Source organism: Micromonospora tulbaghiae, assembly GCF_900091605.1.
Lineage (GTDB): Bacteria > Actinomycetota > Actinomycetes > Mycobacteriales > Micromonosporaceae > Micromonospora > Micromonospora tulbaghiae.
Map to the genome: position 1 here is coordinate 170,590 of NZ_FMCQ01000003.1, position 25,710 is coordinate 196,299.

Sequence of the window (25,710 nt, forward strand, 5' to 3'; positions counted from 1 at the left end):
ACTGATTTTGCCATGAGAGACGTCCTGTATCTGGAACAGCGCGAGCAGGCCGAGGTCCTGCTCAAGCCGCAGCGCATCGAGGTGCTGCGGCAACTGGCCGAGCCCCGCACCTGCACCGAGGTCGCGGCCCGGCTGGAGCAGACGCCGCAGCGCGTCTACTACCACGTCAAACAGCTCGTCGCGGCCGGGCTGGCCGAGCAGGTGGCGCAGCGGCAGGTGCGCGGCATCACCGAGGGCATCTACCAGGCCGTCGCCCGGTCGTACTGGCTCTCGCCCCGCCTGGTCGGCCGCATCGGCGGCACGCGCCGGGCCCGCGACGAGCTGAGTCTTGGCTACCTGCTCGACCTCATGGAGGAGGTCCAGGCCGACATCGCCGCGCTGGACCGCACCGCCCCCGAACTGCCGTCCATCGGCGTCTCCGGCGAGATCCGGGTGCCCGCCGAGCGGCGGCAGGAGTTCCTGCACGACCTGCAGACGACGCTGCAGGACCTCTTCACGCGCTACGGCGGAGCCGAGGGCGACGCCTTCAAGCTCGCCGTGGCCTGCTACCCGAAAGGCGACAAGCATGACTGAGCCGATGACCATCCGCGCCCGCCTCGCCGCGCCGGTGGCGACCGTCCGCCGTGCCCTGACCGACCCCGCCGAGCTGCGCGTCTGGCTGGCCGAGCACGCCGAGGTCGAGCTTCCCCGGCGGTACGAGTTCTGGGGCCGCTACACGCCCGAAGGTGACGCGCCACACCAGCGGCTGCTGCACGCCGACGACCGGACGCTGCGATTCGCGTGGACGCTCGACGGGGTGGAGACCACCACCGAGTTCGAGCTGGAGCCCGACGGCGACGGCACCATACTCACGCTGCGGCAGAGCCACTTCAGCTTCGAGGAGGCGATGAGCGGCAGCAGCATCCGCGGCGTGCTCCAGACGTACTGGTACCTGGCGCTCGCCAACCTCAACGACCACCTGGACGGCCGGCCGCTGCTGCCGCGTACCGACTTCACCTCCGCCGACCTTCGCGGCGAGCTGCTCATCGACGCGCCGATGGACAAGGTGTGGACGTCGCTCACCGACTCGGAACAGGCGGGCGCCTGGTTCGGCTACCCGATCGGCATCGAGCCCTGGGAGGGCGGCCGGTACGCGATGGGTGGCTTCGACGCCGGTGAGGCCGCGAAGGTGTTCGACGTGACACCGGGACGAGGGCTCTCCATCGACTGGGGACCGACCGGCGTGACCTCCTGGGAGCTGGACGAGTCCGAGGGCCGGACGAAGCTGACGTTCGTGCAGTCCGGCTTCGACGAGGGCAACCCGCCGTACGGCGCCTGGACCGGCATCGTCTCCGGGTTCGCCGAGCTGCGGCGCTTCCACGAGGTGCCGGACTGGAAGCCGATCTGGCTGACCGACGAGGTTCCCGCCTGACCTTCCGGTGACCCGCCCGGGGCCCGCTTAACCCGGGCCCCGGGTGGGTAATGCCGGGCGATGTTCTTCATCTTCGGGTTGCGGACCAAGGTCGACAGGTCCGGCGTCGTCACCCAGGTCTGCCGCAACTGCGGCAACCAGGCCGCCCAGGTGATCACCCGCCGGGTCACCAGGTTCAGCCTCTTCTTCATCCCACTGATCCCGCTGCGCACCCGGTACGGGCAGCAGTGCACGTTCTGCGGCGCCCAGTACGACATCTCGCGGGCCGAGGCCGAGCGCCTCCCGGTCGGCTGACCGGTGACCCGCTTTCTCTGCTGGCTGATCGGCCGGCAGCCGGTCACCCCGCCAGCCGCACCGGTGCACACCGCCGCCCGTCCGCCCTGCACCCCCGGCCGCCGGCACCGCCGCCGCAGCCGTCGGGTCGCGGGCGCGCAGTCGCCCCGCTCGCCCTGGAACCGCTCCGCCGGCCGCTGAGTCCCCGGGTGCGCACACCTATTCTGGGATCATGGGTGGCGTGGAGGAGCGGCTGGCGCAGATCCGGGGTGGTGAGCCGCCCCGGCGGCACAACGCCCGCACCATCGCCGCGCTGACCGGCAACCCCGGCTGCACCCGCCGTGCCGTGCTGGACAGCGCGGGTGCGGACAAGCCGGCGCTCGCCGAGCAACTCGGCTTCCCGGCGCGGTTCGGCCAGTCCCGCTTCGCGATCACCCGGGGCAACGCCTTCGAGGCCCAGGTCAAGGCCGACGGCGGGGCGGAACTGCTGCGCCTGGTGGCGGAGCGGCTCGGCGTACCGGTGCCGGAGGGCGCGACGTGGACCGACCTCGGCGCCGACGACGACCGGCCGGAGCGGTCCCGGGCGGCGCTCACCGCGAGCGGCGACGGTCCGGCGCTGTTCGACCATCCGCTGCTCGGCCTGGACGTGGCGGGCAGCCGGGTGCACCTGGAACCGGACCTGGTCGCCGCGCGGCTGGCCGGCCGGTTCCATGTCGTGGAGATCAAGTCGTTCCCGGTGATCGACGGGCAGGCCGACCCGGGCAAGGTCGCCGCCGCCGCGATCCAGTCCGCCGTCTACGTGCTGGCGCTGCGCGAACTGTTCGCCGCCGAGGGACGCGACCCGGAGCTGGTGTCGCACGAGGTGGTGCTGGTCTGCCCGCGCGATTTCGCCAACAGGCCGGTGGCCAGCCTGCTCGACGTGCGCCGGCAACTGCTGGTGCTGCGCCGCCAACTGGCCCGGATGGCCCGGGTCGAGGAGCTGCTCGCCGTCGTACCGGCCGGGTTCACCGTCGACCCGGAGGCCGATCCGGCCGTGCTCGCCGCCGCGCTGCACCAGGTGCCCGCGCGCTATGCGCCCGACTGCCTGGCGGCCTGCGAGCTTGCGTACTTCTGCCGGCACGAGGCGCGCGGGCAGACCGGCGCGCTGGGCCGGCCGGTCCGCGAGGCGCTGGGTGGCGTCGAGGACGTCGCCGACGTGCTGGCGCTCGCCGAGGGCGTGGCCGCACCCGAGCCGGAGCAGGCGGAGGCCGCCGCGCTGCTGCGGGCCGCCGCGCGCCTGCGCGCCGACGCCCTCGCCGGGCACCCCGCGTGAGTACGCTTCGCGCGCTCGCCCGGGCGCAGGCGGTCGCCACCGGGCGAGCCCAGCCGGTGGCCACCGTCCGCCATCTGCACCTGTCCGACCGGCCGCTGGTGCTGGTGCCGCTCGCGCTCGCCGGAGAGGCGAACGCCCCGCTGGCCGCGATGGTCGGCGCCGCGCCCGACGAGGCCCGGCTGCTGGTGGTGCCGCAGCCGCGCAACCGGGACCAGCGGTTCGCGTTCGCCGCCGAGCTGGCCGGGATCGTGCTGCCGTACCTGGACGAGTTCCGCGACCTGACCGAGGCCGTGCCGGTGGACCGGGGCCGGGACGTCCGCCACCGGTACGTGGACGCGCCGCAACTGCTGGTGCCGAACCCGGCCGGGATCACGTTCCTGCGGCTGTTCGGCCGTTCCACCCGGTTCCGCCGGACCGACGGCGACTATCCGGTGCACCCGTCGGTGCCGCTGCTCGGCCGCTGGCTGACGTTCTTCGCCGAGCGCGCCGAGCAGCCCGGCTCATCGGCGCTGCTGGCGCTCACCGACGCGCTGACCCTGCACTGGGCGACCGGGCAGAGCGTGGTGGAGGACCTGCATCTGCCGGCTGTGCTGGGCTGGCTCGACCCGCCGGCCGGGCTGACCGGCGCCGAGGCGGCGGCCCGCGCCGAGGACCCGGCCCACTGCCCGCCCGCCGGGCCGGCCACCGACCCCGACTTCGACAACCGCCGGCTCGCCCCGGCGATCGAGGCGTACACCCGGGCCGAGGACGACCCGGCGGCCCGCGCGACCGCGTACGACGAGCTTGCCGGCCTGCTGCGGGACCAGCTCGCGCCCACCTGGGAGCTGATGTGGCGCGGCGTGGGGCTGTTGCGGACGCTGCCGGCCGGCGCGCGGGTGACCGGCCGGTGGGCCGGAGACCGGGACGCGTTCACCGCGCACGCCGAGCACGTCGACGCCGGTGGCGGCCCGCAGCCGCGCCGCGACGGCGCGGTGGCGGCGGCGCTGCGGTTGCAGCGGCTGGAACGGGCGTCGACCGCGTGGGCGGTGCAACGCGCCTACGACGATCCGCTGGTGATGGCCGAGCACCGGCTGTCCGGGGAGGCGTTCGTCGGCGAGGTGACGCTCGCCGACCCGGCGCGGGTGGACGACTCCGGCAAGCGGCCGGTGCTGCGCCCCCGCATTCAGGTGGTCACGACCGAGCCGGTGCCGATGCCGGTGGGCGCGACGCTGTACTCCCCGGCCCGGCCGGGCCAGAAGGCGAAGATCGTGTTCGTGACGCCCGGTGGCGACGGCAAGACCGAGGTGGTGCTGGAACTGTCCGGCGGGATGGGCCGGGGGCTGACCGCGCCGCCCGGCAGCGTCCCGGAGGTGGGCGAGCGGATGTGCCTGACCAGCCTGTCCGACGGCTTCCTGCCGGGCGGCGCGTTCCCGGCGCCGGAGGAGACACCGTGGACGCACGGCGGGCCGCCCGGCACGGCCGCCGCGCCGCAGGACCCGGCCCCGGCGGAGGACTGGTCCTGACCCGCGCTCAGCCCAGGGCGGCGAGAGCGGTCCGCGCCTCGGCCGCCGTCGGCCGGTCCGGGTCCGCCGTCAGCAGCGCCTCCAGGCTCCTGCGGTACGCGACGTCGTGTGCCCGGCCGGCCGGGGTCTCCACGTCCGGGGTGACGCCGCAGCCCTCCCAGTTCGTGCCGCTGGCCGCGTGCACGGGCCGGGCCACCGGCACCGTCAGTTCCAGGTGCGGGTGCAGCCGGTGCCCGATGCGGGGATGCGCGCCGCCCCGGGTCGGCTCGCCGACCACTGTGGCGCGGCCGAACTGCTGAAGGTCGTACGCCAGCTCCTCGCCGCCGGAGAACGTGGCCGGACCGGTGAGCACGTGGACCGGCTTGTCCGGGGCGTACCGGGGGACCGGCAGCCAGGCGGCGCTCCAGAACTGGCGGGTGGCGCCGGAGCGCTCGTGCATGGTGTGCAGGTGCGTCGGCTCGGCGAAGAACCAGCCGCAGAGCAGCGCCACCCCGTCCGGGCTGCCGCCCTCGGTGCCGCGCAGGTCGAGCAGGAGCGCGTCGGTGTCGGCGAGCAGCCGCAGCGCGGCGGTCAGCGCGTCGCCGGCCAGGTCGGGCGGGAACACGTACGGCTGGATCTCCAGCAGCCCCACGTTGCCGGGTAGCCGTTGCACCCGGGTCACGCCGCCCATGCCGAGCGCGGCGAGGCGCGCGAAGTGCTCCCCGGTCGGGTCGTCGGCCTTGTCGGACAGCGGCTGCTCGTGGTGCTTGAGCCGCAGGTGCAGGTCGCCGTTCGCCGACTGGAGGTCGGCGGTGACGAGCGCGCCGAGCGTGGCGGGATCGCCTGCCGTGGCGTACGCCCCGGCGCGCAGTCGCTCGCGCAGGTGGCCGGCGAGCCGGTCGGCGACGTCGGGAAGGACGTACTCGTCGGCGACCAGGCCGGCGGCTCGCTCGACGACGGTGGTGACGTCTTCTGGGTCCATCGGTTCCCCGTTCTCGTGTGGGTGAGAAGTAGAGCAGCCGGTTGACAAAAGCGTCAAGAGAAATAGACGCTTTGGCGGTGACCGACGATCCGCTGGAGATCCGCGAGCCGGCCCAGTTCAAGGCGCTGGCCCACCCGTTCCGGCACCGGCTGCTGTTCGCGCTCGGAGCCGGACCCGCCACGCTCAGCCAGCTCGCCGCCCGTCTCGGCGCGGCGAAGGGCACGGTCGCCCACCACCTCGCGGTGCTGACCGAGGCGGGCATGGTCCGCCCGGCGCACAGCCGCCAGGTCCGGGGCGGCACCGAGCGCTACCACGAACGCACGTTCCGCCGCCTCGTCGGCACCGACACCGACGCGGGCGCGACGGCGGCACTGCTGGGCGCGTACGCCGAGGAACTCGCCGGTGACCCCGACCCGCTCGTGCACCTGCGGCACCTGCGGCTCACCCCGGCCCAGGCCGAACGCCTGCGGTCCACGCTGGACGGACTTGTGGGCGAAGCCGAGGAAGCGCCGCCGGGACAGGCGCGCTACGGCGTCCTGGTCTCCCTCTACCGGCACCCGCCTGCGGTCCGCTGACCGACACTCGTCGACTCTGGCGGCCGTCCCCGGCGCTGGCTAGGCTTGCGCCGTCCGTCGTCCGGTCCTCGTCGTCGAGGGTGCACGTCTGGAAGAGAGCCGGAGCGCATCGTTGTATCCCAGCACGACGTGAGCCTCGCCGCCGCGGCGCCGGCCCGTCATCCGCTCGTCGGCCGTGTCGGACTCGTCGCGGCCGCTGTCGTCGTCCTCGGCGAGATGGCCTGGCTTGCCGCCCGGCTGCCCGGCGCGGCACTGGTGAGCGACCTCGGCGCGATGGCAGTGTCGAGCTGGGCGGCGGTGCTCTGCGCCAGAGCGGCACGACGACAGCCGACCGTGTTGCGCCGGTTTTGGGAACTGCTCGCCGCGACCATGGCCCTGGCCGCGCTCGGCCGTGCGGTGTGGACGGTGGAACGGCTCGGTGGGCTCGGCCTGCCCCACACGCCGCTGGTGGCGGGCCTGTTCGCGGCCGGCATCGTCACCGGCACCGCCGCGTTGCTCTGCTCCCGCACCGGCCCGCGCAGCGTGATCGGCCGGGCCCGCACCCTGCTCGACGGCGTGATCGTCGGGCTGGCCCTCATCCCGATCGGCTGGGTGGTGGTGTTCCACCGGATCACCGACGCCGAGCTGGTCGATCCCATGCGGACGTTCGGGCTGCTCTACCCGATGTTCGACCTGATGCAGCTCACCATCCTGGTGGCGGTCGCCGGGCCGGGCCGGCCGATGTGGCGGGCGCTCACCGTGATCGGTGCGGGTCTGGCGATCCGGTCCGGCGCGGACGCGGTCTACGTCTCCCTGGTCGCACGCGGCGACTACACGCCGGGTCACCCGGTCGACGTCTGCTGGCCGCTGAGCTACCTGCTGGTCGGCCTGGCCACCCGCTACCCGCCCCCGAACGACGGGGACGGCGAGGACGACCTGGTCGACTCGCCGCTGCCGCCGTGGTGGCGGGTCGCGCTGCCGTACCTGCCGGTGGGCGGCGCGATCGTCGCGGTCCTGCTGTCGCGGCAGCCCAGCGGGCAGACCCCGCAGGTGGTCTTCGTCGGCATGATGGGCCTGCTCGGCGTGCTGGCGCTGCGCCAGGGGCTGGCCGCGAACGAGAACCTGCGGCTGGTCGGCCGGCTGCGCCGGCTCGCGTACTCCGACCAGCTCACCGGCCTGCCCAACCGGCTGACGTTCGTACGGCGGCTGCGCCGGTCGTTGCGGGCCGGCGGGCCGGTGGCCGTCGTGCTGCTCGACCTGGACGGCTTCAAGCAGGTGAACGACAGGTTCGGGCACGCCGCCGGGGACCGGCTGCTGACCGCCACCGCGGAGCGCATGCGGGACGCGGTCGGCCCGGACGGGATGATCGCCCGGCTCGGCGGCGACGAGTTCGCGGTGCTCGTGGCCGGGGAACGCCAGGTGTCACCGGAAGGGCTCGCGGTCCGGCTGCTGGCCGCCCTGGAACCGAAGCCCGGCGAGGAGGATCTCGGCGTCCACCCGTCGGCGAGCATCGGCATCGCCGAGTACGGGCCGCAGCACACCTCGCACACCGACCTGCTCCGCGACGCCGACATCGCCATGTACGCGGCGAAGGCGGCCGGCAAGGCCGCGTACCGCACGTGCACGCCGGAGCTGCGCGAGTCGGCGGTCAGCCGGGCCGAACTGATCGCCGACCTGCGCCGCGCGGTGGACGAGGGCCAGTTGTTGATGGAGTTCCAGCCCATCGTCGACCTGGACACCGGCACCGTACGCAGCGCCGAGGCGCTGGTGCGCTGGCGGCATCCCCGGCTGGGCGTGCTGACCCCGGCGCGGTTCCTGCCGCTGGCCGAGGAGACCGGGCTGATCGTGGCCATCGACAGGTGGGTGATCCACGAGGCGTGCCGGGCCGCGGCCACCTGGCGGGAGCACGCGCCGGACGTGACGGTCGCGGTGAACATCGCCGCCGCCCACCTGTGCCGGCCGGACCTGATCGCCACTGTCACCGGCGCGGTCGGCGCGGCCGGGCTGCCGCCCCGTGCGCTCACCCTGGAACTGACCGAGTCGGCGCTGATCGAGGGCAGCGAGTCGGTGCTCGACCGGCTGGCCCAGCTGCGTGACCTCGGGATCCGTATCGCCATCGACGACTTCGGCACCGGGTACTCCTCGCTCAGTTACCTGCACCGCATCCCGGCCACCGAGCTGAAGATCGACAGGTCGTTCGTGTCCCGGCTGGACGCCGGTGACGCCCGCGCGTACGCGACAGTCGAGATGGTGAACCGGCTGGCCGGCGCGTTCGACCTGGCCGTGGTCGCCGAGGGCGTGGAGACGGTCGCGCAGCACGCGGCGGTCACCGCGATCGGCTGCCGGCAGGGCCAGGGCTGGCGGTACGGCCGTCCGGCCGCCCTGCGGGACCTGCTTCCCGCATTGTCCGGAGCCGGCGCCGAGCGCTGACCGGCCCGGGTCCAGGGGGGCCGAAGGTCCCGGACGGGACAGGGGATTCGACCCTGCTCACCGACTGCCCGCCGCAGCCATGATGGTTCTCGTCAACAAGACGAACACACCCTCCACACGGGAGCTTGATATGAAGCGACGGACGCTCGATCTGCTGTTCAGCATCGGTGGGCTGGGCCTGGCGGTCCTGCTGCTCGTCGTCGGCGTCGTCCTGACGACGAACGCCAACTTCGCCAACGACTACGTACGCGACCAGCTCGGCGCGCAGCACATCACCTTCACCCCGGCGGACAAGCTCTCCGACGAGGAGAAGAAGTCGGAATGCCTGCGCGAGTACGCCGGCCAGAAGATGACCACCGGCAAGCAGGCCGAGTGCTACGCCAACGACTACATCGGCCTGCACCTGCAGAACATGGCCGGTGGCAAGACCTACGCCGACCTGGGCGAGCCGCAGACCGCGCTGCGCGAGCAGGTGGCCCAGGCCGAGCAGAGCAACGCCGCCAACCTGGCCGACCTGCAGAAGCAGCTCGCCGAGGTGACCGCCCAGCGGGAGACCGTGTTCAAGGGCGAGACGCTGCGCGGCCTGCTGCTCACCTCGTACGGCTTCAGCGAGTTCGGCCGCAAGGCCGAGCAGGGCGCCCTGGCCATGTACCTCGGCGCGGGCCTGCTCCTGCTGCTCTCGGCCGCCGGTCTGGTGCACGCCTTCCGCACCCCGTCGAACGCCACCTTCGCCGCCCCGGAGAAGGAGAAGGTCACCAACTGACCGCACCGACGACGCCCCCGGCCGATCATGGTCGGGGGCTTCGTCGTGTTTCCGGCTTGACCCTCACGCAGCGGGAGGCGGGAGTCTTGGTCGCGGAAGGGAGGGAACCATGGCGTACACGGTGGGTCAGGTGGCGCGGGCGGCCCGGGTGACGGTCCGGACGCTGCACCACTACGACGAGATCGGGCTGCTGCGGCCCGGCGGGCGCACACCGGCGGGCTACCGCCGCTACGACGAGGCCGACCTGGACCGGTTGCAGCTCATCCGGTACTACCGCGAGCTGGGGTTCCCGCTTGAGGAGATCGCCGAGATCCTGGACGACCCGGACTCCGACCCGGTGGCGCACCTGCGCCGGCAGCACGAGCTGCTGTCCGGTCGGATCGGGAAGCTCCAGGAAATGGTCGCGGCGATCGAACACGCGATGGAGGCGAGGACGTTGGGGATCCAGTTGACGCCGGAGGAGCGGTTCGAGGTGTTCGGGGACTTCGACCCGGACGAGCACGCCGAGGAGGCCGAGCAGCGCTGGGGTGACACCGAGGCGTACCGGCAGTCGCAGGAGCGCGCGGGCCACTACTCGAAGGAGGACTGGCTGCGCAACAAGGCGGAGAACGAGGACTGGGGGCGGCGGTTCGTCGCGCTCATGGACTCGGGCGCGCCGGCCGACGGTCCGGAGGCGATGGCGCTGGCCGAGGAGCATCGGCAGCTCATCACCAAGTGGTGGTACGACTGTTCGTACGAGATCCACACCGGCCTGGCGGACATGTACGTGGCCGACCCGCGGTTCACCGCGTACTTCGAGACGCTGCGGCCCGGGATGGCGGCGTACCTGAACGAGGCGATCCACGCCAACGCGATCACCCGCGCCTGACCCGGAACCGGTGGCAGGATGGCCGGCATGCTCATCGTCGCCGGCACCCTCTACGTCGATCCGGCCCGGCGGGACGCCTACCTGGCGTCCTGCGAGGCCGCCGTCCGCGCGGCGCGCGCCGCGCCCGGCTGTGTGGACTTCGCGGTCAGCGCCGACCTGGTCGAACCGGGCCGGATCAACGTCTACGAGCGGTGGGAGTCCGACGAGCAGTTGCTGGCGTTCCGGGGCTCCGGCCCGGAGGCCGAGCAGGTGACGGAGATCCTCGGCGCCGAGGTGCACAAGTTCCGCATCTCCGGCGTCGAGGCTCCCTGACCGCGGCTAGATGAAGACGTCGAGCAGCAGGACGCCGAGGAAACCGACCACCGAGATGATGGTCTCCATCACCGACCAGCTCTTGATGGTCTGCCCGACGGTCAGCCCGAAGTACTCCTTCACCAGCCAGAAGCCGGCGTCGTTGACGTGGGAGAAGAACAGCGACCCGCAGCCGATGGCCAGCGCCAGCAGCGCCACCTCGGGGCCCTGGAGCGTGGCGGCCAGCGGCGCGACGATGCCGGCGGCGGTGATGGTGGCGACGGTGGCCGAGCCGGTGGCGACCCGGATGCCGACCGCGACCAGCCAGCCGAGCAGCAGCGGCGAGAGGTTCGCGCCGTCGGCGGCGTTCGCGACCAGGTCGCCCACGCCGGCGTCGACGAGCACCTGCTTGAAGCCGCCACCGGCGGCGACGATCAGCAGGATGCCGGCGATCGGCGGCAGCGAGCCGCCGAGGAAACCGGAGACCTGGGCACGGCTGAAGCCGGACCGGTAACCCAGGAAGATCATGGCGAAGATGACGCCGGCCAGCAGGGCGATGATCGGGGTGCCGACGATGTCCAGCGCCTTGCGGCCGGCGGTGTCCTCGCCGAGCGTCAGCTCGCCGATGGCCCGCAGCAGCATCAGCACCACCGGCAGCAGCACTGTGACCACTGCCGCCCAGAGCGCCGGGGAGCGGCGGGAGCGCCGCCCGGCCGGCTCGTCGATCGCCCCGCCGGGCCGTCCGGTGCCCGGGTTGACCAGGTCGTCCTCGGTGACCAGGTCGCCGTCGGCGTCGAGCCGGCCGTCACCGGGCCGGGTCGGGCTGCGGTCGTCGGCGGCGTCGCGCCGGGTCGGCAGCAGCGCGGCCGGGGCGGTGGCCGGCACGTACCGGGCGATGAAGTTGCCGAAGACCGGACCGGCGATGATCACCGTGGGGATCGCCACCAGCAGGCCCAGCGCGAGCGTCTGACCCAGGTTGGCGCCGAGCGCGTCGATCGCCACCAGCGGCCCGGGGTGCGGCGGCACCAGGCCGTGCAGCACGGACAGGCCGGCGAGCGCGGGAATGCCGATCTTGATCAGCGGGACGTTCACCCGCAGCGAGACGAGCAGCACGATCGGCACCAGCAGCACTACGCCGACCTCGAAGAAGAGCGGCAGGCCGATGAGCGCGGCCACACCCGCCATCGCCCAGGGCAGCGCGGTTCCGGAGACCCGGCCGACCACCCGTTCGACGATGCCGTCCGCTCCGCCGGACTCGGCCAGCAGGCCGCCGATCATCGCGCCGAGCGCGATCAGCAGGCCCACGCCGCCGACTGTGGAGCCCACGCCGCCGCTGAACGAGGTGACGATCTTGTCGACGGGTACGGCGGCGACCACGCCGAGCACCGCTGCGCCGAGGATCAGCGCCAGGAACGGATGCACCTTGCCCCACGCGATGAGCAGCACCACCGCGGCGATGCCGAGCAGGGCCGCGAGGACGAGCTGGGTGTTCCCGGCGTTCGTGAGCGGTTCCGCGGGTGCGGCGAGCAGTGTGACCACGGCTATCACGCCCTTCGGTCGTCAGCGGGGTGGTGCGGTCGGTGGTGGTTCCGGCGGCAGGCTCGGCGCCATCCGCCGCAGGGACGCGAACGTGGGTACGAGCGCGTCGTACAGCTCGGAGAAGAGGGGGAGCAGCGCGGCGTACGTGGCGGCGGAGGCGGGATCAGGGCGGACCGTCTCCTCGATCCGGACCAGGTCGGCGGCGACCTCGATCGAGGAGATCAGGCCGAGCGCCTGCATGCCGAGCAGCGCGGCACCGAAACCGGACCCCTCGTGCCCGGCGGGGAACCGCACCGGCATGCCGAGCGCGTCGGCGAGGATCTGCCGCCACAGCGCGCTCCGGGCGAAGCCACCGCTGGCGCGGATCTCGCGTACCTCGTTACCGGCCGCGCGGACCGAGGCGAGGACCAGGGCGAGCTGCTGGCAGACGCCCTCCAGCGCGGCCCGGACCAGGTGCGGCCGGCCGTGGCCGTGGGTCAGCCCGACGTACGCGCCGCGGGGCAGCGCGCTCCAGTGCGGCGCCCGCTCGCTGAGCAGGTACGGCAGCATGATCAGCCCGCCGGAGCCGACCGGCGCCGTGGCGGCCAGGTCGAGCAGTTCCTCCTCGGCGTGCTCGCCCAGTTCGGGGGCGAGCGCGTCGCCTGCCCACTGGAGCACGATCCCGCCGTTGTTGATCGCGCCGCCGACCACCCAGCGGTCCTCGGTGAGCGCGTAGCAGAACACGCCGCCGAGCGGGTCCACGCCGGGGCGTTCCACCATCACCCGCATCGCGCCGCTGGTGCCGATCGAGCAGGCCACCACGCCGGGCCGTACCGCGCCGAGCCCGAGGTTCGCCAGCGGCCCGTCACCGGCGCCCACCACGAGCGGGGTGTCCGCCGGCAGCCCGGTGGCCCGCGCCGCCTCGGCGGTGAGCCCGGGCAGCACGTGGGTGGTGGGTACGAGCTGGGGAAGCTGCTCCTCGGTGATGCCGGCGACGCGGAGCGCCTCGGTGTCCCAGGCCAGCTTGTGGATGTCCATGAGGCCGGTGGCGGAGGCGACCGAGTGGTCGGTGACGAGCGCGTCGGCGAGCCGACGCAGCACCAGATCCTTGATGCCGACCCAGTGCGCGACCCGCTCGTGCAGTTTCGGTTCCTGCTCGGCGAACCAGACCAGCTTGGGCAGCGGCGCCATCGGGTGCACCGGGGTGCCGGTGCGCCGGTGCAGGGCGAGCCCGGACGGCGCGGCGCGCAGGCGTTCGGCCTGCGCGCTGGCCCGGGAGTCGGCCCAGGTGATCGACGGGGTGAGTGGGGTGCCGTCGGCGTCCAGCCCGATCAGGCTGTGCATGGCGGTGCTGAACGACAGTCCGGCGATCGGCCGACCCAGATCGTCGACCACCGCGCGGATCACGCCGAGGACGGCCTGGTAGATCACGTCCGGATCCTGCTCGGCCCAGCCCGGGTTCGGCTCCTCCAACGGGTAGCCGATCGAGTGGCTGGCCAGTTGCCGGCCGGTGGTGTCGAACGCGACGGCCTTGGAACTGGTGGTGCCGATGTCCACTCCCACCACCACGGCCGGGTCGCCCACCGGTGCACCTCCTCGCCGCCCGGGGGCCGCGCTCCGCCCCGCCGTTGCGGCTGACGTTACCGACGTGTCCACGCGAGCGCATGACGAAGCGGGACCGCCGTGAGCCGGTGGCACGGAACGTGAATCGACGCGGGAGTTTCCGCCGATTGTGTAGGTCAATCAGCCGATCGGTCTAATTAGCGACTTTCGCGTGTCTTCGTACCCCTGCCGCGCCGTTGACATGAATGACACCCCGATTGGTGGGCTCGCGCGGCGGAGGAGTCGGCGTGACGAAGACTGATTCGACGGGTTCCACATGGCGGTACCGGTGGGCGCACCGGCAGAACGAACGGCGGCAGCGGACCTTCCGCGCGGCCGACGAGGCGTGGCGACGCCGCGACGACGAGCTGCGCCGCCTGCGTACGCTCGCGGTGTCCTTCCACGGCTCGGCCCAGGCGGGCGTCGGCCTGCCGATGGAGCTGGCCCCCGGCGAGGTGGTCTTCTGGACGCTCCCGGCGGCGCAACTGGTGGAGGTGCGGCACACCGCGGTGCTGCCCGCCCCCGAACTGACAGTCGACCCCGACCCGCCGGTGCTGCGCCCACGCCGCCCCGAGGGCGTCAAGGTGGTCGACGCCGGGCTCGCCGTGCTCACCAACCGTCGCCTGGTGCTGCTCGGCGGACGCGGCCGACGCGACTGGGCGTACGGCCGGATGACCGGCCTGTCCCACGACCCCGGCGCACCGGTCACCCTGATCCAGGTGCTGGACCGGCGGCGTACCTCCGGGTTGCTGCTGCCCACCGGCGCGGCGGCCGACTTCCGGTTCACGCTCACGCTGGCGTTCGCCGACGCGATCGAGCAGCGCGCCGCGGTCGTGGCCGAGCTGGACGAGCTGATCGCGGAGCACACCGCGGCGCGGCCCGAACGTCCGGCCGTGCTCACCCCCGCCCAGGCCCGCATCACCGCGCTGGTGCCCGGTGGCCGGCGGACAGTGGCGGTCGGCGCGGCGCTCGCGCTGATCGTGCCGGCGATGCTCATCGAGTCCAACCCGCCCACCCGGGCCGGCTCGGAGCGGGCCGCCGCCGCGACCCCGGCCGCCAGCGTCACCCCCGCCCCACCGCAGCACGTCGCGCCCGCCGTGAAGGTCCGGCCCACCACGAGCCCGGAGCCGTCCCGCGCCCGCCCCGCGCCACCGCGCGGCACGCCGCAGCCGCCGGTCGAGCGCCGCTGCGGTGCCCCGGCGAACCCCTTCGGGTACGACTTCTGCGGCGGCCAGCGCATCCGCAGGCCGGCCGCCGGGGTCTGCGACTGGTTCGAGTGCGTGCCCGGGTTCTGGTCCGACCGCGGCTGGCTGGTGCAGTGCCGCGACGGGTCGGTCAGCCGCACCGGCGGGCAGCGCGACGTGTGCGCCGGTCACAAGGGGTTCCGCCGAACCGTCTCGCGGTGACGGGGGTCAGGCCACCGGGCGGGGCGTGACGCGCAGCGGCAGCAGCCCGGCCAGCACCAGCGCGGCGCCCACCGGCAGCAGGTTCAGGTTCACCGCGATCGCCAGGAACCCGGCCAGCACCAGCACCGGCGCCCACACCGGCAGCAGCCGTGCCGCCGCCGCCCGGTACAGCAGCACCAGCAGGCCCACCTCGAACAGCAGCGGTCCGCCGAACAACACCGGGCCGGGGGTGCGCACCGCTTCGGCGAAGGTCGGGAACAGGTCGCCGAGGATCACCCAGACGAAGGCGGCGGCGCCGACCAGGCCGGCCAGCGCGGCCACGTCGTCGAGGGTCCGCAACCGCGACGACCGGGTACGCAGCAGGCCGTGCAACCCGACGATCAGCGCGGCGAAGCCGAGGACGCCGAGCAGGAACAGGGTGTGGCCGGTGTTCCACGCCCAGGCGCCCTTGTCACTGTGCCCGTCGAGGCGGTCGATCAGACGCAGCAGGCCGTAGCCGAGCAGCAGCACCGCCGACGCCACGGCGACCGGGCGCAACCACTGGTACGCGGGACGTGTGCGGGAATCGAGAAGGCTCATCGCCTCAGCGTTCCGGGCGCCCGTGCCCGGGACATCGGGGAGCGGTCCCGAACCCGACCCGGATCAATCCGCTCGCCTCCCGTAGGGGTGCCCGGATACCGTCCGGCCGTGTCCCGCACCGTCACGCTGATCCTGCTCGACGCCGCCGGCCGTCCGCTCGGCGCGCTGCCGCCGTTCGGCGTACCGGAGCCGTGGTGGCAGGAGGTCGGCTCGATCGTCGCCGCCGTCCGGCAGCGCCACGGTCTGGAGGTCGCCGTGCTGCGGCTGCTCGACGCCGACCGCCCTGCGCCGCCGGGCGGTCACGTCCGCTACGTGGCCCAGGTCGTCGACGCGCCCGCCGTATCCCTGGAACCGGTGGCAGTGGACCTCGCGCCGCATCCGCTGCGCCAGCCGTGGGCGGAGGCGGGCGGCCCGGCCGACAGCGTCGCGTGGGCGACCGGCGAGCTGCGCCGGCTCGGCCAGCGGGTGACGGCGGTGGCGCAGCAGCGCACCTGGAACCTCTCCGCCATCTGGCGCCTGGACACCGACCAAGGCCCGGCGTGGCTGAAGCAGCTTCCCCCTTTCTCCCGCCACGAGCCCACGGTCCTGGCCTTCCCCGTTGATCAAGGAGTGTGTGTCGGTGTCGATCTCCCTGGTGACCCGAACTCCTTGATCAACGGACCGGTGGTGCTCGCCGCCGACGGGAAGGGGCGGATGCTGCTGGCAAACGTGCCCGGGGAGGACCGGTACGGGGCCGGGGAGGGGGAGCGGGCTGCCGTCGCGGCGGAGCATCATGCGGTGCAACTGCGGGCCTGTGAGGTCGTCGGCGAGCTGGTCGCGGCCGGGGTGCCCGACCTGCGCGGGGCGAGGCTGGCGGGCTGGATCCGGGAACGGCTGGCCGGGCACGACGTGTCGGCCGCGGCTGGTCTGCTCGACGGGCTCGACCATCGGTTGCGGCAGGTCGGCGACTGTGGATTGCCCGACACGCTCGTGCACGGCGACCTGCACCCCGGCAACGTGCGCGGCGACGACGGGCACCGGACGGTGATCGACTGGGCGGACTCGTTCGCCGGCCACCCCGCCTTCGACATCCTGCGCCTCACCGAGGACGTCGACGCGGGCGCCGCCGCCCGGCTGATCGACGCGTGGGCGCGGCGGTGGCGTACCGACGTGCCGGGCAGCGACCCGCACCGGGCCGTCGACCTGCTCCGGCCGGTCGCGCCGCTGCGGCTGGCCGCCGTGTACGCGATGTTCCTCGACGCGATCGAGCCGAGCGAACACCCGTACCACGTACACGACGTGCCGGCCGCGCTGGCGAGAGCGGCGGCGACGCCCTAGACCCGGCGGACCGGGATCCACAGCTCCGCGTCGGCGGTGCCGCCGCCCTCGGCGACCCGCACCCGTGAGATCTCCGGCCCCGGCCGGGCCTCGTACGGGTTGGACGGGAACCAGGACGTGAACACGGCCCGCCACAGGTGCTGCACCGCCACCGGGAACGCGCCGGAACTGGAGAACACCGCCCAGTCGCCGGCCTCGACCGGCAGGCTGCGCAGGTCGTCCGGCACGTCCGCGCCGGTCACCGCCGCGTACCAGTAGTCCAGCTCGGCGCCCTCGTCGCGGGAACCGGTCAGCTCGGCGCTGACGTTGACGATGCCGCGCGGCTCCTGGTCGGACAGCGCCTCGATCCGGCGTACGATGGCCGGGTCGAGGCCCCTGACGAACGCCACGATGTGCGGGTTCATCCCCTCGTGCACGAGCGGCACCCGGGCCGTCAACCCGGCCAGCCGGAAGGCGTCCTTGGTCACGACCCGGTAGTCCATGCTGCTGTTCCCTTCGACGACGAGCCGGAAGGACATCCGGGGCTGGGACCGCAGCACCGCGCCGGCCTGCCGGGCCTGCGTCGGCCCGACGCCGTGCACGGCCCGGAACGCGCGGGCGAACGCCTCGTTCGAGCCGTACCCCCAGCGGACCGCCACGTCGAGCAGCGAATCCCGCCCCGCGAGCACGTCGGCGCCCGCCAGCGTCATCCGGCGGCGGCGCACGTACTCCGACAGCGGCAGCCCGGCCAGCGCCGAGAACAGCCGGCCGAAGTGGTGCTCCGACACGCCCGCGATCCGGGCCAGCTCGGCCACGTCGAGCGGCCTGTCGAGCCGCTGTTCGAGGTGGTCCAGCGCGGCGTTGAGCCGATCCAGCACCCGATGTTCCTTCCTGGTGACGCCCTCGACGCTAGGTTCCCGGACGCCCGCCGACCCGATCGCAGCGGACCCGGTCCGGTCGCCTCATCGACACTGGCGAGCGTGTCGCATCATGACGTGGTGATCTTTCGGAAGCGGCACCACAACAAGAAGAAGAGCCGGGACTGGTGCAACTGCGACGTGCCCACCTGTGACGGGCCGGGCTGCTGCGACCTGGGCCTCTTCTCGATGCTGCTCACCCTCGGCTCGGTGACCGCCGGTGTCGTGCGCCGGCCCGCCGTGGACCGCGCCGGCCGGGCCGCCATCCTCGGTTATCGGCGCTGGCTGTCGCACCGCTGGCCGGCGACCTGCCGCTACACGCCCACGTGCAGCGCGTACGGGCTCGCCGCGGTGGAGCGGTACGGGCTGGCGGTGGGTGGCCGGATGGCCGCCGACCGGGTCCGCCGATGCCGTCCCGACGTGCCGCACGGCACCCACGACCCGCTGCGCTGACGCCGCCTGCCGTCGCCGGTCCGCCTCGCGTGCCGGCGGGCTCACCCGACCGACGTGGGGCCGCCGAACACGACCGGGACGCCGGGGGAGTAGAGCACGCTCACCGGCGGCCCGTCCGGTGCCGGCAGGCCCCCGGCGGTGACCAGCTCGTCGTCCAGGTGCAGCAGTTCGGCACCGTGCAGCGGCCACTGCGGATGCCAGTTCGGCACGTGAAGGGTGCGGCCGTACGCGCGGGTGTGCAGACCCCAGCGCGCGGTGAGGAAGTGTTCCAGCGGCGTCGGCTCGGGGATCGGCGCGCCGACGCGTACGGTCATCCGGTTGGTCGCGCCCGCCGGACCGGGCCAGCGGCGGCGGCAACGGTAGGTGAGCGTGTCACCGGAGCGTTCCAGCCGCATCGCCGACCACTTGTACGGCAGGCGCAGGCTCAGCTGCGCCACCAGCACCGGCACCAGCCGGGACGCGTCGAGCGAGCGGAACACCACAGCGCGCCGCCCCGAGCCGTCGACCGAGTAGAGCCGGACGTTCGTCTCCCAGAACGTGCCGAAGTAGGGCACGCCCGGCCCCCGCCCGAGCCCCAGCCCGACCATCTGGAACCCGATCAGCCCGACGTAGGTGAGCCCGTCGAACGTGTCCGGCCTGGTGCCGGCGGGCAGCAGCGGCGCCACCCGCTGCGGCGGGACCGCCCAGTGCAGGAACGCGAGGTCGTGCCAGCGCTGGGCCAGCCAGGCCCGGCGGATGGCGCGTACCGGGGCGTGCTCGACCGGCTCGATCTCCACCGGCCCATCCTGCCTCCCGGACGCAACCGACTCACTCCGGGCGGTGGCAGACCGCCTCGACGTTGTTGCCGTCCGGGTCGCGGACGAACGCGCCGTAGTAGCCGGCGTGGTATTCCGGCCACTCCTTCGGCGCGTGCAGCACCTCCGCGCCGGCCGCGACAGCGGCGTCGTGGAACGCCCGGACCGTTGCGCGGTCGGCGGCGGTGAACGCGATGTGCACCGGCACCGGCGTGGCGCCGGAGGGCGCGGGCTCCACCCAGAAGTCGGGCGCGTCGACGCCGTAGCCGATCGGGCCGGGCTCCATCAGCCGACGCCCGCCCAGCGGGGCGAGGACGGCGTCGTAGAAATCGCCGCTGGCCGCCAGATCGCGCACCGATACGGAGAAGTGGTCGAGCACGTCGCCTCCCTGCGATCGTCGATGACCGCCCCAGGCTACGAGCCCTCTACGACACTTCCGCCGCCCGGTTTTGCGTCGCGCCCGCCGCCGGGCGGGACGCGCGTCGTCGCCGGGCGGTGTCCGCGACGATCAGCGCGCCGGGCACCGCGCCGAGTAGCCAGATCACGCCCACCGGCCAGTGGATCACGTCGCCCACCGCACCCCGGATCTCCGGCACGTCACCCACCACGTAGGAGGCCTCCGGGTCGTCCGTGCGGCAGTCCAGCGTCCAGAGCCCGGCCGTGGGCACCCGCACCGTGGCCACCCAGGCGAACGTCGCGGCGTCGCCGCCGTAGTCGCCCGGCGGGACGGAGACCGGCTCGGCCGCCCGGACCTCCGAGCCGCCGGTGAGGCGGCAGTCCGGGTCCGCCGGGGAGAAACCCACCCCGAAGATCGCGTACGCCCCGGCGGCCGGTGCCGTGAACCGTCCCGTCGGCGTCGCGTAGGAACCGACTCCGCCGTACTCCCGAGAGAGTTCTTGGATCGTGCTGTCCTCGGCGCCGAGCCGTACCGCGGACTGCGCCAGCAGCGCGCCGACCACAACGGCGAGTCCGCCGACCAGATAGCCGCGCCGCGACGCCGGGCGGTCCCGGCGGGGCACGCGCCCGCCCACGGCGTACCCGATCAGCGCTCCGGCCACCGCGAGCGCCGCACCGCCGAGCAGAGCCCGCCCCCAGCGGGCCTCGCCGGTCAGCGGCACGACCCACCGGAAGAACGCCAGTGACACGGCGAGAAGCGCCACGGTCACCAGTGTGGACACGCCCACGGCCGCCGCGGCGCGCCGGGGTTGCCGGGCCGCCAGCACGGCGGCGAGCACCGGCGACGCGAGTACGGGCCACCACAGCGCGGTGGAGAGCGGCTGGTCCTCCTCCCACCTGTGCGTCCACTCGTAGACGACGAGCGGGGCCGGCACTGTCGCCGCCAACCAGGCCGTCAGCACTCCGGGATCGGGCAGCCGCGCGCTCATCCGTCGATCCTCGGCCACCCGGATCGTCGACGGAAGTCCGCGAGCCGTCCGAAAGGGATTGCTTACGCAGCGTAGGATCGCGTGCGACACAGTCGAACACACGGGGGAAACGATGTTCGAGCGCCTGGGCAGATTCGTCGTGGGCAAGGCCTGGTGGGTGATCGGCGGCTGGGTCGTCGCCGCAATCGCGATCATCGCCGCCAGTCCTTCGCTGAGCGACATCACCTCCGCGGACCAGGAGAGCTTCCTGCCGCGCTCCTACGAGTCGGTGCAGGCCACCGAGCTGGCCGCGAAGTCGTTCCCGCAGGCGGCCACCGCAACCGCCACGGTCGTGGTCAAGCGTAGCGACGGCAAGCCGCTGACCCCGGCCGACGAGGCGCGCGTGGGGCAGCTCGCCACCGCGCTCAAGGCCCGGAACATCCCGCAGACCTCCGGCTACCTCACCGGCCCGCAGGCCGTCGCGCCGGACAAGTCGGTGCAGGTGGTCACCGTCGGTCTCGACGCCGACAGCCCCGACGACCCGGGCCTGCTCGACGCCGTACGCGATCTGCGATCCGCCCTCGGGCCGGACCTGGCCGGCAGCGGCCTGACCGCCGGGGTGGCGGGCGACGTGGCGAGCTTCGTCGACAACGAGGACACGTTCAACGACGCGTTCGCTGTCGTCGGTGTCGCCACCATCGTCCTCATCATCGGGCTGATCCTGATCATCTTCCGCAGCCCGATCGCCGCGCTGCTGCCGGTGGTGGTCATCAGTGTGGTCATGTCCGTCACCACCGGGCTGGTCGCCGCCGCCGGCAAGGCGTTCGACCTCAACGTCAGCCAGGACCTGCAGACCATCCTGCTGATCGTGCTGTTCGGCATCGGCACCGACTACATCCTGTTCCTGCTGTTCCGCTACCGGGAGCGGCTGCGCGCCGGCGACGACAAGCGCACCGCGATGGTCGTCTCGGTGCAGCGGGTCGGCGAGGTCATCACCTCGGCCGCCGGTGCGGTCATCGTGGCGTTCCTGGTGCTGCTGCTCGCCTCGCTCGGCTTCTTCGGCTCGCTCGGCCCGGCGCTCGCCATCGCCGTCGGCGTCATGCTCGTCACCTCGCTGACCCTGATCCCGGCGCTCGTGTCGCTGCTCGGCCGGTGGGTGTTCTGGCCGTCGAAGGCGTGGCAGCGCCCGCCCAACGCGACCCTGTCCCGGCGGCTCGGCGCCGTCGTCGGCCGCCGTCCGGCCGTCGTGGCCGCCGCCTCCGGTGCGCTGCTCGTGGCGCTCGCCGCCGGGGTGCTCGGCTACAAGGCCGACTACGACTTCAGCGCCGGCTTCCCGCAGGACACCGAGTCGGCGCGGGCCGCCCAGGACCTCCAGCGCGGGTTCGCCGCCGGTGCGCTCGCGCCCACCGAGGTCTACCTGACCACCGGCAACGGCAGCCCGCTCAGCGAGCAGCAGGTGAACGACTTCGCCGCCGCGGCGGCACGCGCTCCCGGCGTCGGGCAGGCGCAGCCGCCGGAGCGCAGCACCACCGACCCGAGCGTCGTCCGGATCAACCTGCTGCTGGACGAGAACCCGATGTCCAACGAGGCGATCACGCTCGTCCGCGACGACCTGCGGGACGCGGTGCACGAGGCGGCTCCGCCCGGCACCAAGGCGCTCGTGGGTGGCGCCACGGCGATCTTCGCTGACATCAACTCGGCGAACAACAGGGACCTGTCGGTGATCCTCCCGGTCGCCGCCCTCCTGATCGCGATCATCTTGGCGCTGCTGCTGCGCAGCCTCGTCGCGCCGATCTACCTGGTGATCGCGGTGCTGCTCAACTTCGCCGCCACCCTGGGCGCGACCGTCTATGTGTTCCAGGGGCTCCAGGGCAACCCGGGCGTGACGTTCCAGCTGCCGATCATCCTCTACCTGTTCGTGGTGGCGATCGGCACCGACTACAACATCCTGATGATCGCCCGGCTCCGCGAGGAGGCGCGCGAAGGCCACGAACCACACCAGGCCGCCGCGATCGGGGTGGAACACGCCGGCCCGACAGTCGCCGCGGCCGGGCTGATCCTGGCCGGCACGTTCGGGGTGCTGATGCTCGCGCCGATCTCGTTCCTCCAGCAGATGGGCTTCGCGGTGGCGATCGGGATCGTGCTGTCCGCGTTCGTCATGTCGATGTTCTTCGTACCGGCACTGACCGGGCTGATCGGCCACAAGGCGTGGTGGCCGGGGCACGGCGACGAACGGCGCAACGGCGGCGGCCGGCACGCGGCGCCCGAGTCGGCCGACGCGGCGTCGGTCTGACGGCCACCCGCCCCGGCGCGGCTCAGCCCTCGCCGGGGCGGACCAGCCCGCTCTCGTACGCGATCACGACGAGCTGCGCCCGGTCACGGGCGTTCAGCTTCTGGAGCAGCCGGCTCACGTAGGTACGGGCGGTGTCGGGGCTCAGGAACAACGCCTGCCCGATCTCGGTGTTCGAACGTCCCGCGCCCACCTGCGCCAGCACGTCCCGTTCCCGGGCGGTCAGTCCGGCGAGCCGCCCCGGATCGGCCACCGGTGAGCGGGCCGCCGCGGCCAGCACCCGCCGGGTCACCGCGGGGGAGAGCAGCGCGTCACCACCGGCGACGGTCCGGACCGCGTCCCGCAGCGCGTCGGGCGGGGTGTCCTTGAGCAGGAAACCGGCCGCCCCGGCGCGGATCGCCTCGAACAGGTACTCGTCGTCGTCGAACGTCGTGAGCATGACCACCTGCACGCCGTCCAGCGTCGGGTCGGTCAGGATCCGCCGGGTCGCCTCCAGCCCGTCCCCGCCTGGCATCCGCACGTCCATCAGCACGATGTCGGGCCGCTGCTCCCGTACGACAGCGAGGCCGCTGCCGCCGTCGCCGGCCTCGCCCACCACCTCGATGTCCGGCGCCCGGTCGAGCAGCGCGCGCAGGCCCGTACGGACCAGGTGCTGGTCGTCGACGAGGACGACGCGGATCGGGCTCACGCGGCGACCCCCGCGAGCGGCAGGTGGACCGACACCCGGAAGCCGCCGCTCGTGCCGGTGGCGCCGGTTGCTCGGGTGCCGTCGATTGCTCCGGTGTCGCCGGTTGCGGCGGTGCCGGTCTGGACGGTGCCGGTTTCGACGGTGCCGCCCAGCAGGGCCACCCGCTCGGCCATACCGCGCAGACCTTGGCCCGTCCCGTCCCCGGCGGGCGGGCCGCCGCGACCGTCGTCCACCACCTCCAGCGCGAGCCGACCGGGCGTGGCACGGACCGTCACGGTGACCCGGGTGGCCCCGGCGTGGCGCAGGACGTTCGTCAACGCCTCCTGCACGACCCGGTAGACGGTGCTGCCCACCACCGCGGGCAGCGTGTCCACCGGACCCTCGACCCGCAGGTCGACCGCCAGCCCACCCCGGCGTACGCCGTCCACGAGCGCCGGGAGCTGATCGAAGCCGGGGACCGGTTCCCGTTGCCCGGGCTCGCGGCGCAGCGTGCCGAGCGTCGCCCGCAACTCCGCCATCGCGCTGCCGCTCACCGACCGGATCGCGGCCAGCGCGCCCTCCGCCTGCGCCGGATCGCTGTCGGCGAGCGCCTCCCGGGCGACTGCCGACTGCAACGTGATCACCGACATGGTGTGCCCGAGCGTGTCGTGCACCTCCCGGGCGATGCGCAGCCGTTCCGCCTCGACCTGACGGGCCGCCTCCCGGTGCCGCTCCTCGTCGGCCGCGACCGCCTGCCGGACCAGCGCCGCCCGCAGCGACCTGCGGTTGCGTACCGCGTCACCGAGGGCGATGACGGCGAGCAGCAACGCCGCCTCGGAGCCGAGTTCCGTACCGACGACGACAGCGATGTCGTCGCCCTCGGCCAGCCGGGCGACCACCGACACGGCCAGCAGGCTCCCGGCGACGACGGCGGCCGGGACCACCCGCCCGCGCTCGGACACCCGGTAGAGGACGGCGGCGGCCGGGGCGGCCACCCCGACGGGCGGCAGGTCCAGCGCGTAGTACCCGAGGATGACGAACGCCGTCGCCAGCAGCGCCGGCAGCGGCCACCGCCTGGCGCACACCACCAGCCCGCCGAGCACCGCGCCGGCCACGACGGCGAGCGCCGCGCCGCCGGGCGCGGGCCGGTCGGCCGCCACGGCCACCGCGACCAGGCCGAGCGTGGCCGCCGCCAGCAGCGCGTCGGCGCGGGTGGGCGAGGTGTCGGGCACGCCTTCGAGCCTAGGTCCGCGCGGACCCTCACCGCTGTCGTCCGCAGGCGTCAGGGGCACCCCTTAGGCGTACGCCGAGAAGCGACAACCGCTCGCGCGGCCACGCGGACGACGGCCGCCGGCTGCCGCCCTAGCGTCGATGGCGTCCCCAATTCGTGAGGAGAACCCTCGTGGTACGCACAAGACTGACCTGGATCGCCCTGATTGCAATGGTCTGGGCGGCGATGATGTCATTCGGCGGGGTCGCCGCCGAGACCGTCATGCTCTACCCGAACGTCTTCAACGACGCGCCCGCCTCCCTAGACCGGGCACGCGAGTTCCTCGTCCACGGCGGCCCACACGACTACTTCCCGCCGCTGGGCGCTTCGGTGATCCTGAGCAGCGTCGCCGCGACGCTGCTCACCTGGCGCGACCGCCGGCTGCGCTGGTGGGTCGCCGGCGCCACCGCCGTCTTCGTCGTCTGCGAGTTCCTGTTCTCGGCTGTCTTCTTCTGGCCGCGCAACGAGATCATGTTCGTGGACCCGCCCGGCACGCACTCCGCCGAGTACCTGCGTCAGGTCGCCGCCGAGTTCGTCGCCGGTCACTGGGTGCGCTTCGCCGGAGGTGCGGTGACGGCCGTCCTGGCGTTCGTCGCGCTGCTGAAGTTCGTGCGCTCGACCGCGCCGGCCGTCGCGTCGGCCCCGGTGTCGGCTCCCGTACCGGACTCGGCGCCTGCTTCGACCGCCTCGGAGGTGACGCGATGAGCGCGGGCCGCCGTACCCTCGGGTTCTCCTGGCCGGCGCTCGTCGCGCTGGCCGCGCTGGCCGCCCCGCGCGTGGTCCTGCACGACCTGGGTGTGGTGCCGGAAGGCACTGTCGTGGCCGCGCTGCTCGCGGTCGGGCCGCCGCTGTGTTGGGTGGCCGCCGTGCTGTGGCGGCGACCGCCGCGCCCGTTCCTGACGATGGTGGTGATCGGGGCGCTGTACGGGGTGTTCCTGGCGGTCGGTCACCAGGTGTTGTGGGACTCGTCGCTGGGGATGGACGCGCCAGGGCTGGCCGGGCTGGCGCCGGGCGCGCGGGAAGCGCTGTTGCGGGGTGCGGCGGTGATGTCGAGCCTGGTCACCGGGACGATGGTCGGGGTGATCGCGGGTGCGGTGGCGGTGCTGTTGTCCCGAGTGCTGCCAGCGCCGGCCCGACGTCGTGAGCAGGCCGACGCTTCTCGCCCGCTCGCCTGACCGGGCGAGCGGGC

Annotated in this window: 26 protein-coding genes; 16 read left to right on the forward strand and 10 right to left on the reverse strand. The window is 73.6% G+C overall.

The window, feature by feature from the left end; all coding sequences use genetic code 11:
- Window positions 1–12 precede the first annotated feature (12 nt).
- The 5 genes from GA0070562_RS09690 to GA0070562_RS09710 all read left to right on the forward strand — a co-directional run bounded on the left by GA0070562_RS09690 (window position 13) and on the right by GA0070562_RS09710 (window position 4,498).
- Window positions 13–573: a winged helix-turn-helix domain-containing protein gene (locus tag GA0070562_RS09690; protein WP_091418858.1), complete on the forward strand. Its 561-nt coding sequence runs from the start codon at window positions 13–15 to the stop codon at window positions 571–573.
- Window positions 566–1,411 carry an SRPBCC family protein gene (locus tag GA0070562_RS09695; RefSeq protein ID WP_091418860.1) on the forward strand — a complete coding sequence of 282 codons (846 nt, stop codon included), beginning with the start codon at window positions 566–568 and terminating at the stop codon, window positions 1,409–1,411. Before GA0070562_RS09690 ends, GA0070562_RS09695 begins: the two co-directional genes overlap by 8 nt.
- Window positions 1,412–1,471: 60 nt before the next feature.
- Window positions 1,472–1,705 (forward strand): zinc-ribbon domain-containing protein, encoded by a 234-nt coding sequence (locus GA0070562_RS09700; RefSeq protein ID WP_091418862.1) that lies wholly within the window; start codon window positions 1,472–1,474, stop codon window positions 1,703–1,705.
- A gap of 211 nt (window positions 1,706–1,916) precedes the next feature.
- Entirely contained in the window at window positions 1,917–2,996 is a 1,080-nt protein-coding gene (locus GA0070562_RS09705) for a hypothetical protein (RefSeq protein ID WP_244254564.1), read from the forward strand.
- Window positions 2,993–4,498 (forward strand): hypothetical protein, encoded by a 1,506-nt coding sequence (locus tag GA0070562_RS09710; protein WP_091418866.1) that lies wholly within the window; start codon window positions 2,993–2,995, stop codon window positions 4,496–4,498. The genes GA0070562_RS09705 and GA0070562_RS09710 overlap by 4 nt, the downstream gene beginning before the upstream one ends.
- A gap of 7 nt (window positions 4,499–4,505) precedes the next feature.
- Here GA0070562_RS09710 and GA0070562_RS09715 read toward each other — a convergent pair whose 3' ends face one another.
- Window positions 4,506–5,459 (reverse strand): S41 family peptidase, encoded by a 954-nt coding sequence (locus tag GA0070562_RS09715; protein ID WP_091418868.1) that lies wholly within the window; start codon window positions 5,457–5,459, stop codon window positions 4,506–4,508.
- Window positions 5,460–5,536: 77 nt separating this feature from the next.
- On the opposite strand from GA0070562_RS09715, the gene GA0070562_RS09720 reads away from it, so the two are divergent.
- From GA0070562_RS09720 to GA0070562_RS09740, 5 genes are all read left to right on the forward strand, one after another.
- Window positions 5,537–6,034 (forward strand): ArsR/SmtB family transcription factor, encoded by a 498-nt coding sequence (locus GA0070562_RS09720; protein ID WP_091418870.1) that lies wholly within the window; start codon window positions 5,537–5,539, stop codon window positions 6,032–6,034.
- A 129-nt stretch (window positions 6,035–6,163) separates the two neighbouring features.
- Window positions 6,164–8,443: a putative bifunctional diguanylate cyclase/phosphodiesterase gene (locus GA0070562_RS09725; protein ID WP_254663764.1), complete on the forward strand. Its 2,280-nt coding sequence runs from the start codon at window positions 6,164–6,166 to the stop codon at window positions 8,441–8,443.
- Between the two features lie 130 nt (window positions 8,444–8,573).
- Window positions 8,574–9,206 (forward strand): hypothetical protein, encoded by a 633-nt coding sequence (locus GA0070562_RS09730; protein ID WP_091418872.1) that lies wholly within the window; start codon window positions 8,574–8,576, stop codon window positions 9,204–9,206.
- 109 nt (window positions 9,207–9,315) lie between these two features.
- The gene (locus GA0070562_RS09735) at window positions 9,316–10,074 is read left to right on the forward strand and encodes a MerR family transcriptional regulator (protein WP_091418874.1); all 759 of its coding nucleotides are present in this window, start codon (window positions 9,316–9,318) and stop codon (window positions 10,072–10,074) included.
- A gap of 27 nt (window positions 10,075–10,101) precedes the next feature.
- Window positions 10,102–10,386: a putative quinol monooxygenase gene (locus tag GA0070562_RS09740; protein ID WP_091418876.1), complete on the forward strand. Its 285-nt coding sequence runs from the start codon at window positions 10,102–10,104 to the stop codon at window positions 10,384–10,386.
- Between the two features lie 6 nt (window positions 10,387–10,392).
- Here GA0070562_RS09740 and GA0070562_RS09745 read toward each other — a convergent pair whose 3' ends face one another.
- Together GA0070562_RS09745 and GA0070562_RS09750 are read right to left on the reverse strand one after the other, a co-directional pair.
- A complete protein-coding gene (locus tag GA0070562_RS09745; protein ID WP_091418877.1) occupies window positions 10,393–11,904 on the reverse strand; it encodes a GntT/GntP/DsdX family permease in 1,512 nt (503 codons plus the stop codon).
- Between the two features lie 21 nt (window positions 11,905–11,925).
- Window positions 11,926–13,467, reverse strand: a complete 1,542-nt coding sequence (locus GA0070562_RS09750; protein WP_091418880.1) for a gluconokinase — start codon at window positions 13,465–13,467, stop codon at window positions 11,926–11,928.
- A gap of 266 nt (window positions 13,468–13,733) precedes the next feature.
- On the opposite strand from GA0070562_RS09750, the gene GA0070562_RS09755 reads away from it, so the two are divergent.
- Complete coding sequence (locus GA0070562_RS09755; RefSeq protein ID WP_091418883.1) at window positions 13,734–14,891, forward strand: hypothetical protein; 1,158 nt, start codon at window positions 13,734–13,736, stop codon at window positions 14,889–14,891.
- A gap of 6 nt (window positions 14,892–14,897) precedes the next feature.
- On the opposite strand, the gene GA0070562_RS09760 is transcribed toward GA0070562_RS09755, so the two are convergent.
- A complete protein-coding gene (locus GA0070562_RS09760) occupies window positions 14,898–15,470 on the reverse strand; it encodes a hypothetical protein (protein ID WP_091418886.1) in 573 nt (190 codons plus the stop codon).
- A 108-nt stretch (window positions 15,471–15,578) separates the two neighbouring features.
- Here GA0070562_RS09760 and GA0070562_RS09765 point away from each other — a divergent pair, with 108 nt between their 5' ends.
- Complete coding sequence (locus tag GA0070562_RS09765; protein WP_091418889.1) at window positions 15,579–16,787, forward strand: phosphotransferase; 1,209 nt, start codon at window positions 15,579–15,581, stop codon at window positions 16,785–16,787.
- On the opposite strand, the gene GA0070562_RS09770 is transcribed toward GA0070562_RS09765, so the two are convergent.
- Window positions 16,784–17,644 (reverse strand): AraC family transcriptional regulator, encoded by an 861-nt coding sequence (locus GA0070562_RS09770; RefSeq protein ID WP_091418891.1) that lies wholly within the window; start codon window positions 17,642–17,644, stop codon window positions 16,784–16,786. The two genes, GA0070562_RS09765 and GA0070562_RS09770, sit on opposite strands and share 4 nt — an antisense overlap.
- A gap of 120 nt (window positions 17,645–17,764) precedes the next feature.
- Between GA0070562_RS09770 and yidD the strand changes: the two genes are divergently transcribed.
- Window positions 17,765–18,136, forward strand: a complete 372-nt coding sequence (yidD, locus tag GA0070562_RS09775; protein WP_254663765.1) for a membrane protein insertion efficiency factor YidD — start codon at window positions 17,765–17,767, stop codon at window positions 18,134–18,136.
- A gap of 41 nt (window positions 18,137–18,177) precedes the next feature.
- Here yidD and GA0070562_RS09780 read toward each other — a convergent pair whose 3' ends face one another.
- The 3 genes from GA0070562_RS09780 to GA0070562_RS09790 are packed head-to-tail and all read right to left on the reverse strand — an operon-like array spanning window position 18,178 to window position 20,315.
- Complete coding sequence (locus GA0070562_RS09780; RefSeq protein WP_091418893.1) at window positions 18,178–18,912, reverse strand: YqjF family protein; 735 nt, start codon at window positions 18,910–18,912, stop codon at window positions 18,178–18,180.
- Between the two features lie 31 nt (window positions 18,913–18,943).
- The gene (locus GA0070562_RS09785; protein WP_091418896.1) at window positions 18,944–19,309 is read right to left on the reverse strand and encodes a VOC family protein; all 366 of its coding nucleotides are present in this window, start codon (window positions 19,307–19,309) and stop codon (window positions 18,944–18,946) included.
- A 46-nt stretch (window positions 19,310–19,355) separates the two neighbouring features.
- The gene (locus GA0070562_RS09790; RefSeq protein ID WP_091418898.1) at window positions 19,356–20,315 is read right to left on the reverse strand and encodes a hypothetical protein; all 960 of its coding nucleotides are present in this window, start codon (window positions 20,313–20,315) and stop codon (window positions 19,356–19,358) included.
- Window positions 20,316–20,427: 112 nt separating this feature from the next.
- On the opposite strand from GA0070562_RS09790, the gene GA0070562_RS09795 reads away from it, so the two are divergent.
- Window positions 20,428–22,587 carry an MMPL family transporter gene (locus tag GA0070562_RS09795; protein WP_091418900.1) on the forward strand — a complete coding sequence of 720 codons (2,160 nt, stop codon included), beginning with the start codon at window positions 20,428–20,430 and terminating at the stop codon, window positions 22,585–22,587.
- Window positions 22,588–22,609: 22 nt separating this feature from the next.
- Here the strand turns inward: GA0070562_RS09795 and GA0070562_RS09800 are convergent, their stop codons facing one another.
- Together GA0070562_RS09800 and GA0070562_RS09805 are read right to left on the reverse strand one after the other, a co-directional pair.
- Window positions 22,610–23,272 carry a response regulator gene (locus tag GA0070562_RS09800; RefSeq protein ID WP_091418903.1) on the reverse strand — a complete coding sequence of 221 codons (663 nt, stop codon included), beginning with the start codon at window positions 23,270–23,272 and terminating at the stop codon, window positions 22,610–22,612.
- On the reverse strand, window positions 23,269–24,483 hold the full coding sequence (locus GA0070562_RS09805; RefSeq protein ID WP_091418905.1) for a sensor histidine kinase: 1,215 nt from the start codon (window positions 24,481–24,483) through the stop codon (window positions 23,269–23,271). Before GA0070562_RS09805 ends, GA0070562_RS09800 begins: the two co-directional genes overlap by 4 nt.
- A 170-nt stretch (window positions 24,484–24,653) precedes the next feature.
- Between GA0070562_RS09805 and GA0070562_RS09810 the strand changes: the two genes are divergently transcribed.
- Window positions 24,654–25,226 (forward strand): anthrone oxygenase family protein, encoded by a 573-nt coding sequence (locus tag GA0070562_RS09810; protein ID WP_091418908.1) that lies wholly within the window; start codon window positions 24,654–24,656, stop codon window positions 25,224–25,226.
- On the forward strand, window positions 25,223–25,696 hold the full coding sequence (locus tag GA0070562_RS09815; RefSeq protein ID WP_091418911.1) for a hypothetical protein: 474 nt from the start codon (window positions 25,223–25,225) through the stop codon (window positions 25,694–25,696). Before GA0070562_RS09810 ends, GA0070562_RS09815 begins: the two co-directional genes overlap by 4 nt.
- The last annotated feature ends 14 nt before the right edge of the window (window positions 25,697–25,710 follow it).

Excerpts from the sequence above, each read along its gene's own strand:
- GA0070562_RS09700 (WP_091418862.1), top strand. The coding sequence starts at position 1,472 with ATGTTCTTCATCTTCGGGTTGCGGACCAAGGTCGACAGGTCCGGCGTC.
- GA0070562_RS09690 (WP_091418858.1), top strand. The coding sequence starts at position 13 with ATGAGAGACGTCCTGTATCTGGAACAGCGCGAGCAGGCCGAGGTCCTG.
- GA0070562_RS09715 (WP_091418868.1), bottom strand. The coding sequence starts at position 5,459 with ATGGACCCAGAAGACGTCACCACCGTCGTCGAGCGAGCCGCCGGCCTG.
- GA0070562_RS09730 (WP_091418872.1), top strand. The coding sequence starts at position 8,574 with ATGAAGCGACGGACGCTCGATCTGCTGTTCAGCATCGGTGGGCTGGGC.
- GA0070562_RS09735 (WP_091418874.1), top strand. The coding sequence starts at position 9,316 with ATGGCGTACACGGTGGGTCAGGTGGCGCGGGCGGCCCGGGTGACGGTC.
- GA0070562_RS09705 (WP_244254564.1), top strand. The coding sequence starts at position 1,917 with ATGGGTGGCGTGGAGGAGCGGCTGGCGCAGATCCGGGGTGGTGAGCCG.
- GA0070562_RS09795 (WP_091418900.1), top strand. The coding sequence starts at position 20,428 with ATGTTCGAGCGCCTGGGCAGATTCGTCGTGGGCAAGGCCTGGTGGGTG.
- GA0070562_RS09740 (WP_091418876.1), top strand. The coding sequence starts at position 10,102 with ATGCTCATCGTCGCCGGCACCCTCTACGTCGATCCGGCCCGGCGGGAC.
- GA0070562_RS09790 (WP_091418898.1), bottom strand. The coding sequence starts at position 20,315 with ATGAGCGCGCGGCTGCCCGATCCCGGAGTGCTGACGGCCTGGTTGGCG.
- GA0070562_RS09695 (WP_091418860.1), top strand. The coding sequence starts at position 566 with ATGACTGAGCCGATGACCATCCGCGCCCGCCTCGCCGCGCCGGTGGCG.
- GA0070562_RS09760 (WP_091418886.1), bottom strand. The coding sequence starts at position 15,470 with ATGAGCCTTCTCGATTCCCGCACACGTCCCGCGTACCAGTGGTTGCGC.
- GA0070562_RS09815 (WP_091418911.1), top strand. The coding sequence starts at position 25,223 with ATGAGCGCGGGCCGCCGTACCCTCGGGTTCTCCTGGCCGGCGCTCGTC.